General features: G+C 68.3%; 20 protein-coding genes. 5 read left to right on the top strand and 15 right to left on the bottom strand.

Going from position 1 to position 17,001, the window contains the following annotated elements:
- Nucleotides 1–13 precede the first annotated feature (13 nt).
- The 6 genes from ACIBL3_RS41815 to ACIBL3_RS41790 form a co-directional block, all read right to left on the bottom strand.
- Nucleotides 14–292, bottom strand: coding sequence for a hypothetical protein (locus ACIBL3_RS41815; RefSeq protein WP_396359556.1), 279 nt, complete (start codon nucleotides 290–292; stop codon nucleotides 14–16).
- 318 nt (nucleotides 293–610) lie between these two features.
- On the bottom strand, nucleotides 611–1,087 hold the full coding sequence (locus tag ACIBL3_RS41810; RefSeq protein ID WP_396359555.1) for a 4-oxalocrotonate tautomerase family protein: 477 nt from the start codon (nucleotides 1,085–1,087) through the stop codon (nucleotides 611–613).
- 151 nt (nucleotides 1,088–1,238) lie between these two features.
- Nucleotides 1,239–1,487: a VOC family protein gene (locus ACIBL3_RS41805; RefSeq protein WP_396359554.1), complete on the bottom strand. Its 249-nt coding sequence runs from the start codon at nucleotides 1,485–1,487 to the stop codon at nucleotides 1,239–1,241.
- Nucleotides 1,484–2,605 carry a zinc-binding dehydrogenase gene (locus ACIBL3_RS41800; RefSeq protein ID WP_396359553.1) on the bottom strand — a complete coding sequence of 374 codons (1,122 nt, stop codon included), beginning with the start codon at nucleotides 2,603–2,605 and terminating at the stop codon, nucleotides 1,484–1,486. Before ACIBL3_RS41800 ends, ACIBL3_RS41805 begins: the two co-directional genes overlap by 4 nt.
- Nucleotides 2,602–3,624, bottom strand: coding sequence for a zinc-binding dehydrogenase (locus ACIBL3_RS41795; protein WP_396359552.1), 1,023 nt, complete (start codon nucleotides 3,622–3,624; stop codon nucleotides 2,602–2,604). Before ACIBL3_RS41795 ends, ACIBL3_RS41800 begins: the two co-directional genes overlap by 4 nt.
- A complete protein-coding gene (locus ACIBL3_RS41790) occupies nucleotides 3,617–4,045 on the bottom strand; it encodes a 4-oxalocrotonate tautomerase family protein (protein WP_396359551.1) in 429 nt (142 codons plus the stop codon). Before ACIBL3_RS41790 ends, ACIBL3_RS41795 begins: the two co-directional genes overlap by 8 nt.
- A gap of 80 nt (nucleotides 4,046–4,125) precedes the next feature.
- Here ACIBL3_RS41790 and ACIBL3_RS41785 point away from each other — a divergent pair, with 80 nt between their 5' ends.
- Entirely contained in the window at nucleotides 4,126–4,719 is a 594-nt protein-coding gene (locus ACIBL3_RS41785; RefSeq protein WP_396359550.1) for a TetR/AcrR family transcriptional regulator, read from the top strand.
- Nucleotides 4,720–4,855: 136 nt separating this feature from the next.
- Here ACIBL3_RS41785 and ACIBL3_RS41780 read toward each other — a convergent pair whose 3' ends face one another.
- Nucleotides 4,856–5,236 carry a winged helix-turn-helix transcriptional regulator gene (locus ACIBL3_RS41780; protein WP_396359549.1) on the bottom strand — a complete coding sequence of 127 codons (381 nt, stop codon included), beginning with the start codon at nucleotides 5,234–5,236 and terminating at the stop codon, nucleotides 4,856–4,858.
- Between the two features lie 149 nt (nucleotides 5,237–5,385).
- Here ACIBL3_RS41780 and ACIBL3_RS41775 point away from each other — a divergent pair, with 149 nt between their 5' ends.
- Entirely contained in the window at nucleotides 5,386–5,919 is a 534-nt protein-coding gene (locus tag ACIBL3_RS41775; protein WP_396359548.1) for an ester cyclase, read from the top strand.
- A 103-nt stretch (nucleotides 5,920–6,022) separates the two neighbouring features.
- Nucleotides 6,023–6,502: a luciferase family protein gene (locus ACIBL3_RS41770; protein ID WP_396359547.1), complete on the top strand. Its 480-nt coding sequence runs from the start codon at nucleotides 6,023–6,025 to the stop codon at nucleotides 6,500–6,502.
- Here the strand turns inward: ACIBL3_RS41770 and ACIBL3_RS41765 are convergent.
- From ACIBL3_RS41765 to ACIBL3_RS41750, 4 genes are read right to left on the bottom strand one after another with little or no spacing between them, the layout of a single operon-like run.
- Nucleotides 6,466–6,978 carry an NAD(P)-dependent oxidoreductase gene (locus tag ACIBL3_RS41765; RefSeq protein WP_396359546.1) on the bottom strand — a complete coding sequence of 171 codons (513 nt, stop codon included), beginning with the start codon at nucleotides 6,976–6,978 and terminating at the stop codon, nucleotides 6,466–6,468. The two genes, ACIBL3_RS41770 and ACIBL3_RS41765, sit on opposite strands and share 37 nt — an antisense overlap.
- Nucleotides 6,959–7,705: an SDR family NAD(P)-dependent oxidoreductase gene (locus tag ACIBL3_RS41760; protein WP_396359545.1), complete on the bottom strand. Its 747-nt coding sequence runs from the start codon at nucleotides 7,703–7,705 to the stop codon at nucleotides 6,959–6,961. Before ACIBL3_RS41760 ends, ACIBL3_RS41765 begins: the two co-directional genes overlap by 20 nt.
- Before the next feature lie 39 nt (nucleotides 7,706–7,744).
- Entirely contained in the window at nucleotides 7,745–8,692 is a 948-nt protein-coding gene (locus ACIBL3_RS41755; RefSeq protein ID WP_396359544.1) for an NADP-dependent oxidoreductase, read from the bottom strand.
- Nucleotides 8,693–8,716: 24 nt separating this feature from the next.
- Nucleotides 8,717–9,988, bottom strand: a complete 1,272-nt coding sequence (locus tag ACIBL3_RS41750; RefSeq protein ID WP_396359543.1) for an amidohydrolase family protein — start codon at nucleotides 9,986–9,988, stop codon at nucleotides 8,717–8,719.
- Between the two features lie 130 nt (nucleotides 9,989–10,118).
- Between ACIBL3_RS41750 and ACIBL3_RS41745 the strand changes: the two genes are divergently transcribed.
- Both ACIBL3_RS41745 and ACIBL3_RS41740 read left to right on the top strand, forming a co-directional pair.
- On the top strand, nucleotides 10,119–10,760 hold the full coding sequence (locus tag ACIBL3_RS41745) for a TetR/AcrR family transcriptional regulator (RefSeq protein ID WP_396359542.1): 642 nt from the start codon (nucleotides 10,119–10,121) through the stop codon (nucleotides 10,758–10,760).
- 172 nt (nucleotides 10,761–10,932) lie between these two features.
- Nucleotides 10,933–12,129 carry an epoxide hydrolase family protein gene (locus ACIBL3_RS41740; protein WP_396359541.1) on the top strand — a complete coding sequence of 399 codons (1,197 nt, stop codon included), beginning with the start codon at nucleotides 10,933–10,935 and terminating at the stop codon, nucleotides 12,127–12,129.
- A gap of 71 nt (nucleotides 12,130–12,200) precedes the next feature.
- Here ACIBL3_RS41740 and ACIBL3_RS41735 read toward each other — a convergent pair whose 3' ends face one another.
- From ACIBL3_RS41735 to ACIBL3_RS41720, 4 genes are all read right to left on the bottom strand, one after another.
- On the bottom strand, nucleotides 12,201–13,193 hold the full coding sequence (locus tag ACIBL3_RS41735; protein ID WP_396359540.1) for a hypothetical protein: 993 nt from the start codon (nucleotides 13,191–13,193) through the stop codon (nucleotides 12,201–12,203).
- 2 nt (nucleotides 13,194–13,195) lie between these two features.
- The gene (locus ACIBL3_RS41730; protein ID WP_396359539.1) at nucleotides 13,196–13,747 is read right to left on the bottom strand and encodes a YceI family protein; all 552 of its coding nucleotides are present in this window, start codon (nucleotides 13,745–13,747) and stop codon (nucleotides 13,196–13,198) included.
- A 91-nt stretch (nucleotides 13,748–13,838) separates the two neighbouring features.
- Nucleotides 13,839–16,598 (bottom strand): AAA family ATPase, encoded by a 2,760-nt coding sequence (locus ACIBL3_RS41725; protein ID WP_396359538.1) that lies wholly within the window; start codon nucleotides 16,596–16,598, stop codon nucleotides 13,839–13,841.
- Nucleotides 16,599–16,707: 109 nt separating this feature from the next.
- Nucleotides 16,708–16,860, bottom strand: a complete 153-nt coding sequence (locus ACIBL3_RS41720; protein ID WP_396359537.1) for a hypothetical protein — start codon at nucleotides 16,858–16,860, stop codon at nucleotides 16,708–16,710.
- Nucleotides 16,861–17,001 lie beyond the last annotated feature (141 nt).

Raw genomic sequence — 17,001 nt, 5'->3', positions numbered from 1 at the left:
CAATTCCTCCCGATCACTTCGTCGTCACGCCGGCCAGCCGCCCGGCCAGCTCGCGATCGGTCACCAGTACTTCGCGTTCCCCGACCATGATCGCCATCCGTCCCGACCTGACGTCCTTCACGTGCACCACGAACGACTCGGCTCCCGCCAAGTCCGCCGCAGTCAACTGCTGCACGCCACCTTCCGCGCTGGTCCCCGTCAGCACCTTCGCTCCAGCCACCGCCCCCACCGCAGCCGCCGCGGTTCCCGCACCCGCAAACACCAAGAACCCCCGCCGGGTCGCGTCACTCATGCTCTTCCTCCCATCAACAGAACTGACGCAATCCCTTCGGAGCCACCCGCCAACCAGATAGGTGCAAGTACGCGAGACCGCCAAAGGACACCGCTCCGCGGCGGCTGTCCCATTGGCCACCTCCGGCGGCGCGCACCCAGATCACCGGCGGCCGTGGTCGGCGGCTGAGCTGTGACTACGAGACACCGCCCAAGGACACCGCTCTGCGGCGACAGCCCTATCGGCCGCCTCCGGCGGCGCGCACACCTCGATCGCGGGCGACCGTGCCTGGCGACTGAGAACGTCGGTTTTGCGCCAATGGGTCTGATCGGACTGGGCTCAGACGCCCATTGCTGTGTGGATTGCCTTGGTCTTTTCGTCTGTGAATACGCCGGTGCCGAGGAGCGAGAGGATGGAGAGGACGCTGCCGCTCGCACCCCAGCTTCCTTCATCGATGACCCGGAAGTTGACCCACCAGGCCGGTGACGGCTTCGGGAGTCCGCAGGTGTCGGCCATCGCGGCGAGGATCCGTTCGATGACCTCGGTGCGGACGTCTTGGCGCCAGTCTGCGTCCATGACAGCTACGTCGATGAGCATGACGTCGGGTTGCGGTTGGGTGTCGGTGAGCAGGCGGCCGCCGATGGCCATCATGTCGGGTTCGCGTTCCACGAAGTGCACTTGGAACCCGGGTCGTGCGGCTGGCGCGTATTGGCCGACCTCAGGTACGAGCACGGCGTCGGTCAGGGTCTCGGCCAACCTGCGGCGCTGCTCGAGACTCAGCCGGTCTTTGGCTGTGTTGACGGTGATGACGGTCATGGATTGCCTCCGTTGAAGCAGTCGTGGAGTTCGGGTGGGATGGCGTGCGGGTTGGGTTGGAAGATTTCGAGGAGGAGTTCGCCGGGGCCTTGGGCCATGGCGTAGCCGGCGGTCGGGTGCCGGCTGATGTCGGTGACTGACACGCCGAGTTTCAGCAGGCGTTGAACGAGCTGCTCGAGTTGGTCGGTTTGGATGCCGATGTGGTGGACGGTGCCTTGGCCGACGCTTTGGGTGGCTGGTCGTAGACGTGGATGCGTCCGGTGCCGATGCGGAGGAAGACGATGCGAGCTCCGGCGAAGTCGGTGTCGTAAATGACTTCGGCGTCGAAGGCGTCGCGCCAGAACGTGATGGTGGCGTCGATGTCGCTGGCCATGAGGTGGGTGTGGTGGAGGTTGATCACGACGCGAGCTCTGGCGTGACGGGGTCGCGCCGGAGGACGAGTTTGGTCGCCTTGGACGTGTAGGCCTCGGGGGCGTCGTTCCAGGGCGCGGTGAGGGTGGTGACGCGTTCGGCTGGGAAGCCGGTGCGGTCGAGGAACGCGAGGAGTTGAGGCAGGACGGTACGGGTGTGGGAGACGCCGACGCGAAGGGTGGCGTCCGTGGCGTACATGCGCATCAGTGGCACGCGGGTTCCGGTGGACAGGTAGTAGCCGACTGCGGTAGCCACGCCGCCGGGCCCGAGGGATCTGACGGCACGACGGAGGCCTGCGGGGCGGGACGTGGCTTCGACGACGACGTCGTATCCGGTGAGTGACCGGCGGCTGTGATGTGCCCGGGCACCGAGCGACTCGGCGATCGAGCGGCGTTCGGGGTCGTCGTCGAGGTAGTCGACGATGCCGTCGTGCGCGGCGGCGAGCCCAGCTGCATAGAGGCCGATGCTGTGGGCGCCGCCGCCGAGGACGAGAACCCTGCCAGCGGGGCGGGTTGCGAGGCCGGGTACGACGGCGCGCCACGCGTCGGCGAGGTTGTCGCTCGCCGCGGCTGCTCGGGCCGATGGGACACCTGGCGGTACGGGGACGAGCATGTGTTCCGCGTACGGAACGCGGAAGATGTCGGTGATCATGCCGCCCCAAGGGCCGCACGCTGCACCGAATCCGTAGGCGGCGAGCGTGGCGCCAGCGCTGGTTGTGGTGCACTTTGCGGTCAGTCCGCGCCGGCATCGCGGGCAACTGCCGCACGACACCGCCCACGGCACGATGACGCGTTGCCCGATCCGCAGGGTCGTCACCTCTGGGCCGAGTGCGACGATCTCGGCCACGCATTCGTGACCGATGGCGAACGGTCCGCGAAACGGCACCGGGCCGCAGATGGTTCCGACGACCGGGTCGACCAGGCGCAGGGCCATGCCGGCCTGCAGGGCGCGGGACACCGGGCGGTGGATGGGCAGGGTGTCGCCGTCACAGCGTCCGGCGAGGAATGGGCGGACGAGTGCGTCGCCCGGTTCGAGTAGCTCCGGCTCGGGGCGCTCGTGCCAGGCGAGCTTCCCGGTGCGTACGAACCGCAGCTCGCGAACCGTCATCCAGCACTCCGGCCGTCGTCGCGGACGAACACCGGCTTGAGGTGCCGCTCCGGCAGTACGTCGGGCAACTGTTCCAAATCGAACACGTGGGAGACCACCCGCCCTGGGTCGACGCGGCCGGATCCGGCGAGGTCGAGTGCATCCGGGAGGTGGGTGCGCACGTTGTCCCGGGCGATGCGCATCGTCACGCCGGTCAGGTACATCTCCAGCAGCGGTAGCTCGGCAGGGCGGAAGTGGTTCCCGGCGCTTTCGCAGAAGCCTTCCGGCGCCAGCGAGCGCAGCGCGACAGCGAGTTGGTCCACCCGGCCGGTGGCCTCCACGGCGAGGTCGAAGCCGTGGTGGATCGGCTCGATGGCGTCGGCGGTGCGGGCGCCAAAGGTCTCCGCGATCGCGCGGTGAGCCGGATCCGGATCGACGTACAGTACGTCGGCCGCGCCGAGTGCACGGGCTATGTCGCAGACGTACAGGCCGATGCTGCCGCCGGCGATGACCAGCACACGCGCCTCTGGACGCGCCTTCACGTGCGGCGCGACCAGCCGCCACGCCAGCGGCCAGTTGTCGCTGGCCGACGCCATCGCGACCGGATCCAGCCCCGCAGGCAAAGGCACCAGCATCGCGTCGGCCCACGGAACCCGGACCAGATCGGAGAACAGGCCACCCCAGGCTCCACCAATCGGGGCGCCGAACATCGCCATGGGCGGCACTGACGTGCAATGTGTCGGCAGGCCCGAGCGGCACCGCGCGCAATCACCGCAGGAGACCGCCCACGGCACGACCACCAGATCACCGGGCGTCACGTGGCTGACCGCGTCACCGACGTTGAACACCCGCGCGACGCACTCGTGCCCGATGGCGAACGGTGGCGGGATCGGGCCACGCCCGGCGAGAATCGCCGAGTCGACGTCACACGGGGTTGCCGCAACCGGCGCGACGATCGCGTCACCGTCCGAGTGCAGGACAGGATCTGGCACCTCCCGCCACTCGACCGTCCGCCGAGCCACATAGGTCAGCTCACGCATCCGCGGCCGCCGTTCCCTCAGCAAGCTTGACCAGGTCGGCGTACCGAACGATGCGGCCGCCGGCGCCCCAACTTCCGTCGGCCTGCTCGTGGATCAGCACCCACACCCGCAGGTTGTCGTGCTCGGTCAATCCAGCCGTCTTCAGGACGATCGCAGTCACGTCCTCGACCAGGCCGGCCTTGCGCCGCTCCGATAGCGCACCCTGCGGAACCGTGACGTCGACCCGAAACCGCGGTGCCTCGTCCGCGGCGGTGATCTGCGCCCCTACCGGCACCTCGTGCAGGTAACTCCACGCCTGAGCTCGGAAGAAGTCCGAGTCCGGGGCTCCCTCCCATCGCAGGAGGACGGCGGCGAGCTCACGCAGTACACCGGTCCGCCCTGCGTCCGTCAGCACGCCGGACGGAACCGTCAGTTCGATCATGGGCACAGCGACTCCTATAACGATCGTTATAATCGCAACAGAAGTTATCCTATAACGAGCGTTATAGCCAAGGAGTGTGCATGACGGAACAATCCGCACGCCAGCAACTGGTCGCCGGTGCGGCCGACATGATCCGCCGGCGTGGTCTCAACGCCACCAGCATCCGTGAGGTCGCCAAACACTCCGGCGCCCCGCTCGGCTCGACCTACCACTACTTCCCCGGGGGCAAGCATGAACTCGCCGCCGAGGCGGTCCGTTACGCCGGCGACACGGTCGCGGGCATCCTTGCGGCGAAACTGCGCATCGGGCCGGTCGAAGGACTCCGGGCCTTCCTCGCCCTCTGGCGCGAGGTCATCACCAGCACCGACTATCAGGCCGGGTGCCCGGTCCTGGCGGTGTCGATCGAGGAAACGCCCGTCGGCGAGGAACGCCCTGCCGCAGTCACCGCCGCCGGCACGGCATTCACCACCTGGTCATCCCAACTCGCCGAATCCCTGCGACATCACGGCGTCGCCCGGAGTCGTGCCGAACGCCTCGCCACCCTGGTCGTCGCTGCCGCCGAGGGCGCCGTCGCGATGTGCCGCGCCCAGCGCAGCACCAAGCCGCTCGACCACATCACCACAGAACTCACCACCCTTCTCAGCGCCGCGGTCGACCAACGCAGAACCGACTGAATGGTGTTCATCGAGTGATACCGGGTCGGGCGTGGCTCCGGTTCGGCCAGTGCGGCGGCCCTGGTTCGCACGTTGCACGGCAGCGGATCGAGCGCGCCCCGCGTGTCGGCGCCGCGGGTGAGTCCCTGCGGCGGTTTCAGCCACTGAGGCGCGCGTCGTACGCAGTCTGGTTGGCGACGAGTTCGGGACCATATTGCAGTGTCCAGTCCACGAGCGCGGCCAGCGCGGGGACGAGTGTGTGGCCCAGCGGGGTCAGTGCATAGGTGACGCGGATCGGCCTGGACGTGTGCACGGTGCGGGTCACCAGGCCGTCTCGCTCCAGGCCCTGCAGCGTCTGGGCAAGCATCTTGTCGGAGATGCCGGTGGCGGCACGGCGTAGTCGCATGTAACCGAGGTCGCCGTCGGCGAGGAGCGCGATGACCAGCGCGGTCCACTTGTCCGCGATCCGGTCGAGGACGACACGAACCGCACAGCGCGGGTCTTCGGATGACGGCGTCACCGGCCGGTCGGCACTCACTCGCAGGTGAGTGGCTGTCGAAGAAGTGCGTTCTTGCACGTCAAACGCTCCGTTTCTACCGTGGAATCACACTCACCAACAGTAAGTGAGTCTCCAATGGGTAGCAACTGCCCAATAGGAACCGAATCGAACAGAAGGTTGGCCCGACGATGAGCACCACCGAACACCCGCAGAACACCGATCCAACTCCGTCCGTGACAGACGTCCAGGGCTTCGATCGCGGCACCGGCACCGGCGAGCCGACCGAGTCGGTCGCCCACCTGCTCCGCCTGATGAAGGGTGCCGACGACGCGTTCAACCGCCGCGACTACGACGACTTCCTCGACCACGGTCACCACGAGGATGTCGTCGTGAACTACATCGGCCGGCCCACCACCGTCGGCCGTGCCCCGCACCGAGCCGACATGGAAGCCATCATCGCCATTTTCCCCGACTTGCGCGTCCACAACGATCCCTACGACATCCAGTTCGGCCAGGGCGAGTGGACAGTTGCCATCGGGAGGATGAGCGGAACGTTCACTCGGCCGATGACACTCCCTGACGGCACGGTGATCGAACCCACCAACAAGTCGTTCATGACGTTCTTCACCACCATCGCTCGGTGGCAGAACGAACAGATGCTGACCGAGTACGTCCTCTGGGACGACCAGGACGTCATGACCCAGATCGGCGTGGCCGGATAGGGGGTCCAGCCGCCGCGATCCGGTGACGTCCGTTCGGGCCGGATCGCGCAGCGGCCTCAGCGTGCGGCACCTGACTGACCCACCATCTCTCCGAGGAACAGCCATGCCATCCACCATTGCCCAGCGGCCCGGTGAACGCCCACACACCTTCCCGCGCACCCCGCACCAGCAACTCGACCAGATCGCGCCGATCGCACTCCAGGAAACACTCTGGGCCCGCATGATCGGCTTACCGGACGTCAGCCCTGGGCCCAGCGGGATATCGCTGCCGGACACCCGCGCACTCCATCTCGATCCACGGGTCGCTCATGGACCCCAGACCGCCTTCGTCCCGACCGGCGGAACCGAATTCGCACACCTGCACGGCCCGGGCGACGGCAGCCTGCATCTGACCCTGCCCGAGGAAACGGCGGCTGAAGCCATCCGTCAGGGCTGGGCCGAACTGCACCCGATCGTAGGACTCGGATATCCACCCGTCATCGTCATGATCTACGGCCCGCGGGACGAGGCCGAATGCGACACGATCTGGCACTTCATCACCCTCAGCTACGACTTCGCGCGAGGTACATTCCACCTCGCCTGAACTGGTCCGCTTCCGCCAAGCCTGCACTTGGCGACCATCTCGCCGTCCGAGAAGGGGCCCGTGTGACTGGGCGTCCTGATCCGGCTGATGTCAGTCGGCGGCCTGGAACGTGCTCTTGGCGGGCCGTTGCTCAGCTGGGTCGGGTAGACCACGGTCCAGTCCAGCCCGCTGGAGCGGATCTCCTCTTCGGACATCTTGTTGTCGGCGTAGATGGACCGCAGGGACGTGCTGTACGCCGGCTTCTGCGCCGTACTCGACCAGATGAAGGTTTCGCCGACGCCGAACGATGACAGCCAGATCAGCCGGGAGACGCCGATCTCGTTGGCTGCGGCGACGACTGCCGATGTGGCTCTGCCGAAGAGTTTCTCGGCGCGGATGGATGTGCTCCGGCCGAGGGCGGAAACGATCGCATCCTGCCCGGCGGCGCCGCGGGACGGTCGGGACAGCCAGGCGGTGTCAGTGACGCCGCAGGCCACCGTCGACGAGGTGGACCTGGCCGGTGATGAACGAGGCGTCGTCCGAGGCGAGGAAAGTGACGAGGTTGGCGACGTCCTCGGGGGTCTGCTCTCGTTTCAGGTTCTGCATCTGCACATACATCGCGAAGGCCTCCTCCGGGAGTTCGCGCAGAGTCGTGGGAGTACGGACGACGCTCGGGGCCAGGGCGTTGACCGTCACGTCGTACCTGGCCAGGTCCGTCGCCAATGCGTGGGTGAAGCCGTTGATGGCGCCCTTGGTGGAGACATAGCCGACGAACCTCGCCGGGGCCTCCCAGTAGCTGGACGAGGACATGTTGATCACTCGGCCATGTGCCGACTTCTTCAGGTCCTCCAGGAACGCCTTCGTGATCAGGAACGGACCGTTGACGTTGACCGAGAACAGCTGCGTCCATTGCTCGAACGAGGTGTCCTCGAAGTCGGGGACCATGGCGATGGCCGCATTGTTCACGACGATGTCGACGTCGCCCAGCTCACCATGGACTCGATCGGCGAAGGCCTTCACCGAGCCCGGGTCGGAGATGTCGCCCGCGGCACTGAAGAACCGTCGGCCATTGGCCTTGACGAGCAGCTCGGTTTCCATCGCGCGGTTGACGTCGACAACCGCGATGTCGGCGCCTTCCTCGGCCAGCTTCTGCGCGATCGTGCGGCCGATTCCGGCGGCGCCACCCGTTACGACGGCGGTTCTGCCGGCCAAACGTCCTGCCATGACATGACTCCTTCTGTTCGATGTGGAATTCAGGGATTCTCAGTCGCCGACAGTGACGACGATCTTGCCGCGAGCGTTGCCGGCGGCGAGGGTGGCCAGGCCCTCGGTGGCCCGCTCCAGGCGGAGCACGGTGTGCACGTCGATGCTCAGGGCACCGGCGGCGGCTTGCTCGGCGAGCGGCGCGGTGGTCTCGCGGACCGGATGGGCAAACACGGTGGCGCCGGTGAGCCCGGCGGCGGCGAATATGTCGGCGTCGGGGACCATCGTGGTGGTGGCGACTGTGCCGTCTTTGCGGACGGCATCGAGGGGGATCTCGGCGGGGGTATTGCCGACGAGGTTGATCAGTGCGTCGACGCCGTCGGGGTAGGTGGCTCTGACCCGGTTGGCGACGGACCCGGTGGTGTAGTCGACCACGGTCGTGGCGCCCAGCGCGACCAGCGGGACGGCGTCGGCCTCCGTGCCGGTGGCGACGACGGTGACACCGCGGGCGGCCAGCATTTGCACCACGTATCGGCCGACCCCGCCGGTGGCACCGTTGACCAGCGCGACCTGGCCCGGCTGCGGGTCGACGTGGTCGACCGCCGCGGCGGCGGCAGCCGCGGCCAGGGGCAGCGCGGCCGCGGCGGCGAAGTCCAACCCGGCCGGCTTGACCACGACGGTTGCCGCAGGCAACAGTGCGTACTCGGCGAGGGTGCCGGCTTGGACCGGCGGGGCGAAGAGCACGTGGCCGAACACCTCGTCGCCCGGCTTGACGTGGTCGACGCCCTCGCCGACAGCGGCCACGACGCCGGCGGCGTCCCGGCCCAGAACCAACGGGTACTCGTGCGGCACCCGGTCCGCCATGATGCCCGCAGCGATGGCGTTGTCGAACGGGTTGAGCCCGGCGGCCTTCACCTTGATCAGGACCTGGCCGGGTGCCACCTGCGGGATCGGCAGGTCGCCGAGCTCGGGCGGCGCTCCGGCGGCAGGGACGTGCAGTGCACGCATGACGGTTCTCCTTACTAGATCTGGTTAGCGAGCGTTGACGGCGGCGGCGGTGGAGCGCAGGGCCTGGGCGGCCTGGGCGAGGTCGCCGTGCACGAGGCGGCCGGCGGCCTTGACGACCTCTCCGCCCACGAGGACGGTTTCGACGTTGCCGGGGTTCGCGGCCGTGACCACGGCTGCGATCGGGTCGCGTTCGGCGGTGAGCATGTTGAGGTCATCGACGCGCAGCAGGATGATGTCGGCCTGCTTTCCGGGGCGCAGCGAACCGATCCGGTCGGCCAGACCCAGCGCGGCGGCGCCGTCGAGGGTGGCCATCTTCAGGACGTCGGGTGCGGTCAGGGGCGGGGTGTCGGCGATCTGGCTGGCGAGCAGCGCGGCCCGCATCACGGCGAACATGTCGCCGGGCAGCGAGGCGACCGCGTCCGCACCGAGGCCGGTGATGACGCCGGCGCGGCGCAGCCGGCCGGCCACGGGCGCGCCGACCCCCATCTGCGCCTCCGAGGCAGGCGTGACCGAGCCGGTGCCACCGGACGCCGCGATCAACTTCAGTTCGTCGTCGTCGAGTGAGTTCCCGTGCACGTACAGGGTGTTCGCACGCAGCAGGCCGTGCTCGCGCAGGAGGGAGATCGGCCGGGTGGCGACCGGGCCGGCGCTGACGTGAATCGTCGGGCGCAGGCTTAGCTCGTCGGCCAGCCGCCAGTCGGCGATCACCTGCTCGATCGGTGTGAACGACGGCCCGCCCGGCGCCAGCGCCATGGTGACCAGCGCCTCGTCGTAGGCCAGGCGGCGGGCGCGGATCCGGCGTACGTCGTCGTGGTCCCCGCCGCCGGTGACGGGCAAGCCGTAGCCGAACACCGCACGCAGCCCGGCCGCCTCGAGGCCATCTACGGCCGCGTCGGCGTGCTCGGGGGTGTGCAGCGCGTGCGAGTAGTCGATCAAGGTGGTGACGCCGGCATCCAGGGCCTCCAGCGCGCCGGCCAGAGTCGCGGCGTACACGTCTTGCGCACGGAACCGTGGCGCGTACTGCCCCAGAACCACACCCATGTACGCGCCCAGGTCCATGTCCGCGGCCCCGGCGCGCAGCGCCGTCTCCCACAGATGCCGGTGGGTGTCCACGAAGCCCGGCAGCACGATCCGGTCGGTGGCGTCGATCACGGTAGCGCCGTCCGCCGGGAGCCCGGGACCCACCGCGACGATCCGGTCTCCCTCGATCAGGACGTCCGTGCCGGACCGCGCGGCCGGCTCGGGCTCGGTGTCGATGACGTAACCGTTGCGGAGCAGAAGGCGGGTCTCGGCCATGTCTGTACCAATCTCTTCACCCGAAGGTTCGGGGGGTCCGTTAACAGAACAACGGTTCCTTAAGTTAACAGAACACCGTCTCCTAAACAAGGGAACGGTGTTCTGTTAAGTCGGGTAGGATGACCGGACGATGTCCGAGTTCCTCCGGGCCAGACGGCCAGAACACAAGCAGCAGCGCCGCGACGCCATCCTGACCGCGGCGCGGCAGCTGGCCGTCGACTCCGGCGTGAGCAACGTCAGTCTGGGCGGCGTCGCCGCGGCCGTCGGACTGGCCAAGTCGAACGTCGTTCGCTACTTCGGCACCCGCGAGGAGATCTACCTCGAACTGACCGGCGAATGCTGGCGCGACTGGCGCGACGAGGTCCTCCGGCGACTGGACGCCGGCGACGACGTCGTGGACACACTGGCCGAAACGCTCGAGGCGCGACCGCTGTTCTGCGACCTACTCAGCCATGCGTCCACCAGTCTGGAACACAACGTCTCGGTTCCGGCCGCCCATGATTACAAACACGTCATGGTGACCGTCATCGGCGAACTCGGCACCGCGGTGGCAAGGGCGAACCCGTCCCTGACCGACAGCGAGGGCTTCGAACTCGTCACAGCCGCCACCGGCCTCGCGGGCGTCCTCTTCCCCGCCGCCAATCCGCCACCCACCTTGGCCGAGGTCTACGCACAAGACCCCGACCTGGCCGCCGCACGCCCACCCTTTATGCGAACCATGAAACGTCTTCTCGCAGCGGTCGCAGCTGGACTGCCCGCGCTGCGATCCTGACCACGACAAGGTATGGGGGTGCTCCCCGGCTTCGCGAAGTTTCGCCTGGATGGCGTCCGAGGCGAATCCCGGGAGCCGGCACTGGGGTGGACCAGGGATTGTGACGGGCGCGAGGTGACGGGGGTGGGGAGGAGGCTCGTGGGGTCAGAGATTGGTGGTCCTAGGAGGCGTTATGAGTACTACTGTCGATGCGGCGGCCGGGGTTCGGTCGTTTGAGGTTGGGGTTCCTCAGGAGCAGCTCGAGGACTTGCGGCGGCGGGTCCTGGCGACGCGCTGGCCGAGTCGGGAGCTGGTCAAGGACCGGTCGCAGGGTGTGCAGCAGGCGGTGCTGCAGGAGCTGGCTCGGTACTGGACGAGTGAGTACGACTGGCGCAGGTGCGAGGCCAGGCTGAACGGGTTGCCGCAGTTCACGACCGAGATCGACGGGGTCCAGATCCACTTCATCCACGTCAGGTCGCCGCACGAGAACGCGTTGCCGATGATCATGACGCACGGTTGGCCGGGCTCGGTGATCGAGTTGCTCGACACCATCGGTCCGCTCACCGACCCGACCGCGTACGGCGGCAGCGCCGACGACGCGTTCCACGTCGTACTCCCGTCGTTGCCCGGCTACGGCTTCTCGAGTGAGCCGGCCGAACTCGGGTGGGAGAACGGCCCGATCGCGCAGGCGTGGGCGAAGCTGATGAACCGCCTCGGGTACACGCGCTACGTGGCTCAGGGTGGCGACGTGGGCGCTGCTGTCACCGATGCGATGGGTCGCCAGGGGGCCGCCGGGCTGATCGGGATCCACGTCAACCTGCTGGCGACGGCGTTGGGCATCGTCGACCTGCTGCCGGCGGAGACCGAGCAGGAACGTTCGGCGCACGCCGCACTCAAGACGTTCACGACGGACGGCTTCGGCTACTTCCTGGAGCAGTCCACCCGTCCGCAGACGATCGGCTACTCCCTGCTCGACTCACCCGTCGGGCTGGCGGCCTGGATGCTCGACCACGACACGGACAGCTACTACAAGATCGCCCGCGCGTTCGTCGATCGGCAGCCGGTCGGCAACCTCACCCGGGAGACCATCGTCGACAACATCACCCTCTACTGGCTGACGGGCACCGGCGCATCGGCCGCCCGCTGGTACTGGGAGTTCGGGCAGTTCCTGCACGCCGCGGCCGGCCACGCCCCGCCGCCGGTGCAGGTTCCGGTCGGCTTCTCGACGTTCCCCGGCGAGATCTGGGCCGCTCCGCGGAGCTGGGCCGAGACGGTCTACCCGGGCCTCGCCTACTTCAACGAGGTCGACAAGGGCGGGCACTTCGCCGCCTGGGAGGAGCCGGAGCTCTTCACCACCGAGGTGCGCGCAGCCTTCCGATCCCTGCGCTGACGCCAACAAGCAGACGCCCGACGGCCACACCGTCGGGCGTCTTGACGTGCTCACCAAGTACGGTGACGTGCTCACCAGGTACGCCGGAGCCACCTGGTCGTGTCTCGGAGGGTGCCGCCGAGGATCGCGAGGATGGCCAGCGTGGAGATACCGAGTGCGGTCCAGGCAACCGCCTTCCACCCGGCGAAGTCCACCCCGGCCGCCCACCGGATCGCGATGTTGCCCAGGACGGCGAGCGGGAAGGTGAACACCCAGTGCTGGGAGCTGAAGGGAAGACGCAGGTAGTCAGGCAGGAAGAACAGCTGGATCAGCAGCGTGAACAACGTGATCGCGCCGATCGCTCCTTGGAGTTGATCGATCTGCCCGCCGGTGATCGCGAACCAGGCAAGGCTTGCGGTGCCTGGTGGCGACAGCAGGATCGACAGCACCGGCCGGAACGGCTGGGGCAGCGGCGAGCCGAAGAACAGCCGGCCCGTGATCACGGCGCCGAGCAGCAACCAGAAGTAGATGCCGACGCCGAAGACCGCGATCGCCGGGGATCGGTCGCCGACGCTTGCCAGTCCGATGCTTGCGATGAACGGGCCGGCGACGACCGGGAGGAAGTACCCGGGGTGCAGCGCGTCCTGATCCAGCGGTGCGCTGAGCCAATGGGCCACCAGTGCGGCGGCGTTGACCGCCAGCGCCGCCACCGCGGCGTAGCAGAGCCACCGGGCGGAAGCGCCGAGGTCGGCCGCGTAGTACGCGGTCAGCAGGATCGCGATCACCGGAATGTACGCGGTGAGTGGACCGAAGAGCGGATGGCGTAGATCCACCCCGAGTCGCCCTGGCCGCTGCCGGATCGCACCGACGACATAGGTGATCGTGAATGCCGCCCAGACGGCCGCTGCCGCCGCATAGGCGACAGCGGCCGGTACGGCGGAAGCCCCGAGCAACCGCCTCGCCGCGTTCCACTCGCCACCGAGGCCCGCCAAACCGAGGGGAATCGAGAACAGCGCGATCGGCAACGCGCTGGAGGAGTTCGTCTGGGCGTCCGGCGCTGCGACACGGGCCTTGGTGACGGTCATGGTCAGGCGTTCTTGATCGCGGAGACCTCGATCTCCAGGGCGATCTTCTCGGAGACGAGCAGGCCGCCGCCCTCCAGGACAGCGTTCCAGGTGATGCCGAAGTCCCTGCGGTTGATCACGGCCGTTCCTTCGAGACCGACCCGGCGGTTGCCGAACGGGTCGACCGCCGTACCGGTGTAGGTGAAGTCGACGGCGATCGCTTTGGTCACCGCGCCGATGGTCAGGTTCCCGGTCATCCGGTAGGTGCTGTCGCCGGTCACCTCGACGGACAGGGAGTAGAACGTGATCTCCGGGTGGTCGTCCATGGCCAGGAAGTCGTTGCTGCGCAGGTGTTCGTCGCGCTGGCTGTTGCGGGTGTCGATGCTCTTGGCCTGGATCGTCACCCGCGCCCAGGACTTGTCCGGGTTCTCGCCGTCGATGTGCGCGGTCCCCTGCCACTCGTCGAACGCGCCGCGCACCTTGGTGACCATCGCGTGCCGGGCGACGAACCCGACCCTGCTGTGTGCGGTGTCGATCGTGTACTCGCCGGTCAGTTCGGCTGTCGCGGTCGTCATGATGATCTGCCTCCGGGGGTCGAGGATGGTACGGGCGTTTCAGCCTGGCTCGACCCCCGTCACCTTCGCACCGGCGACAATCCCTGGTCCGTCACGTGCTTCGGGTGGTGGATGACTGGCGGAGTTGGCGGCGGGTGGTGACGCCGAGTTTGGTGAAGACCTTGCGGAGGTGCCACTCGACGGTGCGCGGGCTCAGGAAGAGGGCCGCGCCGATCTCGTTGTTCGTGAGGCCGTCCGCCACGAGTCTGGCGATGTGCGCTTCCTGGGTGCTGAGGTCTCCGGGACTCTCGGTGCTGCGGCGGCTGACGGTCTCGCCGGTCGCTCTGAGTTCCTTGCGGGCGCGTTCGGCGAACCCATCGATTCCCATCGCCGCCAGGTTCTCGTACGCCGTCCGGAGTTGTGCGCGTGCATCGGTACGGCGATCCTCGCGCCGCAGCCACTCGCCGTACCGGAGGAGGGCTCGTGCGTGCTCGACGCGCAGCGTGGTGCGTTCGAGCCGCTCGATCTCTTCCCGGTAGCAGTCCTCTGCTGCGCTCCCGGTCCGCAGCAGGGCGTTGCGCCCCGCGAGCACGCCGAGCGCAGCCTCGGTCCCGCTCGCTTCCGCGAAGGTCGCGAGCTGTTCGAGTGCGGCCGCGGCCTCGGCGGTGTTCCCGCTGCGGACCCCGGCCTCGACGAGCTCGGCCAGTGCCCATTTGGGTGGTCCGAGCTCGAGAGGCGAGGCGGCCCCGGTCCGCGCTGCCTCGAGGGCTTCGTCGTACCGGCCGAGGCTGTTGCACATGATCGCCTGGAACCAGCTGATCATGTTCAGGCCGACGCCCTCGCCGCGCACGGTGATGTCGTCGTGGATCCGCTTGAACTGGGGCTCGGCCACGCCCGCCCGGCCCCGGATCGCGTTCAGGCTCACCTCGCCGTACGGGATCATCGCGTTCTGGCCGCCAGTGACCTCGGCGACCCATTCGGCTTCCGCGACGAGCGCCTCTGCCTCGCCGAGGTCGCCGCTGTAGAGGTCGTAGATGATCCGGCTGTTGATCGCCACCGGCAGCACGGCGAGGGCGCCGATGGCCCGGATCGCGTCGAGGTGGCGCTGAGTCGTGATGCCCCAGTTGAGGTCGTCCAACAGGTCCGTGGCGACGCACGCGGCCAGCCAGGCGAAGCGCACCGCCTCGTCCATCGTCAGCTCGTCGCGCCCGAACGACTGAACGGTGTCGAGCAACCCAGCTGCAGCTGCCGCGTACCCGTCGGTGTAGAGCACGGCGATCCCTTGCAGCAGCAGGTCCGACTTGGTCGGCGTCGACGGCACCTGCAGCTCCCGCATCGCCTCCGCTACCTGCTGCATCCCGATGTCTGAGCCGGAGACGAGTCTGCCGGCGAACATGGCTGCGGCGAGCGCGTCCAGGTAGGTCTCCCGGGCTAGTTTCGGGTTGGTCGACTCCAGCCGGCGGGCGGCGGCAAGAAGGAGCGGCAACCCCTTGTTGCCATGCTCGGAGTAATGCGCGATCTGGGCGAGTTGGAGCTGCACCAGCGCGCCTTCCGCCTCGGACAACGGCCCGGCCTGAGCGGACGCGAGCAGGGTCAACGCATCCTCGAAGGCGCCGGCGGTCGCCTTCGCCTGAGCTGCAGTCAGGGAGCGTTGCGCCCGGCGGGCCGGTTCGGGCGTCAGGGAGGCAGCCGCTTCGAGGAAGGCGGCGGCGGCCGCGACTCCGCCGCGGCCGAGTGCGCGGTCGGCCGATTGATCGAGCTCGGCGGCCACGGTTTCGTCGGGTTCGGCCGCTGCCCGCGCCCGGTGCCAGGCGCGGAGATCCGGGGTCTCGTCCGGGTCCGTCGCCGCCGCGAGCGCTTCATGAGCGGTACGGCGTTCGTCCGTGGTCGACATCCGGTAGGCGGTCGACCGGATCAGCGGATGCCGGAACTCCACCCGGTGGCGCAGCTCGAGCAGACCCGCTGTGTCGGCTGTCGCCATGGTCTCGATGCCCATCCGGTGAGCGGCCCGGCGGAGCAGGTCGATGTCACCAGCCGGTTCGGCGGCAGCCAGCAGGCACAGCTGGCGGGACTCCTGGGGAAGCGCTTGTAGTTGGCGCTGGAAGCCTTCCTCCAGGCGGCTGACAACGGTCGCGTCGCCGGCCGGTTCGTCGACGGACCCGAGCGCGAGCTCGGTGGCGGACAGCTGCCGGGGAAGCTCGAGCAGCGCGAGCGGATTGCCGTGGGCCTCGGCCAGGACCCGGTCCCGTACTTGTGGGTCGAGTGCGACGGACATCGCCGACTCGAGCAGCGCAGCCGCCTCGGCGCCCGTCAGGCCGCGCAACGTCAGGTCCGGCAGTCCGGTCAGCTTCGCCACGTCGTCCGATGTGCGGACCGCGAAGACCATTGCGATCCGTTCGGCCCGGAGTCGGCGGGCAACGAATTCGAGGGTCTGGGCGGATGCCTGGTCGAGCCACTGGGCGTCGTCGATGACACAGAGGAGTGGTTGTTCGTCCGCCACGGCGCTCAGGAGGGTCAGCGCGCCCAGACCGACCACGAACGGGTTCGGCTGGGTGCCTGTTTGCAAGCCGAAGGTGGCGGCCAACGCGTCACGCTGCGGAGCAGCCAGGCCGTCCAGCCGGTCGAGGAAGGGGGTGCAGAGTTGATGCAGGCTCGCGTACGGAAGCTCCATCTCGGACTGCACACCGGCTGCCCGGATCACTCGGCAGTCGGTGACGTCGTCGAGCAGGAACTGGAGCAGCGCGGTCTTGCCGATCCCGGCCTCGCCACGCAGGACGAGCACTTGGCTCTGGCCGGCTCGTGCACTCGCGACGAGCCGGCGCATCGTTTCGCACTCGTTGACGCGCCCACGCAAGCCTGGCCAACTCGCCATGGAAAACCGTCCCGGACAGTGGCGGTCCCGGTGAGGGGAAGGAGGGGCGGTTCCGTCCACCTTTCCACCGTCGCTCAGGTCCGGCAATGGGTTGGCGGTTACCAGCCGATCAGCGGTAGGACGCCAGGAACGAGTCCAGCGCCGCGAGCATCTGCTTCGGCGCCTGCTTGCGGTCCATGTTCTGGTTCACGGTCTCGTCCCACGCGCGGTACAGCCCGAAGGTGGCGCGCAGTACGCTCCGATCCCGGTTGTAGAGGTCCACGTAGTCTTCCGACCCTGCCGTCGGGGTGGGCCTGCTTGCGCCCGTCGACTTCCCGGGTTCTTGCAATGGTCGCCGGGCCCCTGGACCGTTGCCCGCTCGATCTCTGGATGGGAACGTGGGTGGAAGTCGCTTGGAGGAGAC

The organism is Kribbella sp. NPDC050124, assembly GCF_044460355.1.
Classification (GTDB): domain Bacteria; phylum Actinomycetota; class Actinomycetes; order Propionibacteriales; family Kribbellaceae; genus Kribbella.
Note: the sequence above shows the minus strand (reverse complement) of the source record. Positions and strands in the feature narration are given on the sequence as shown.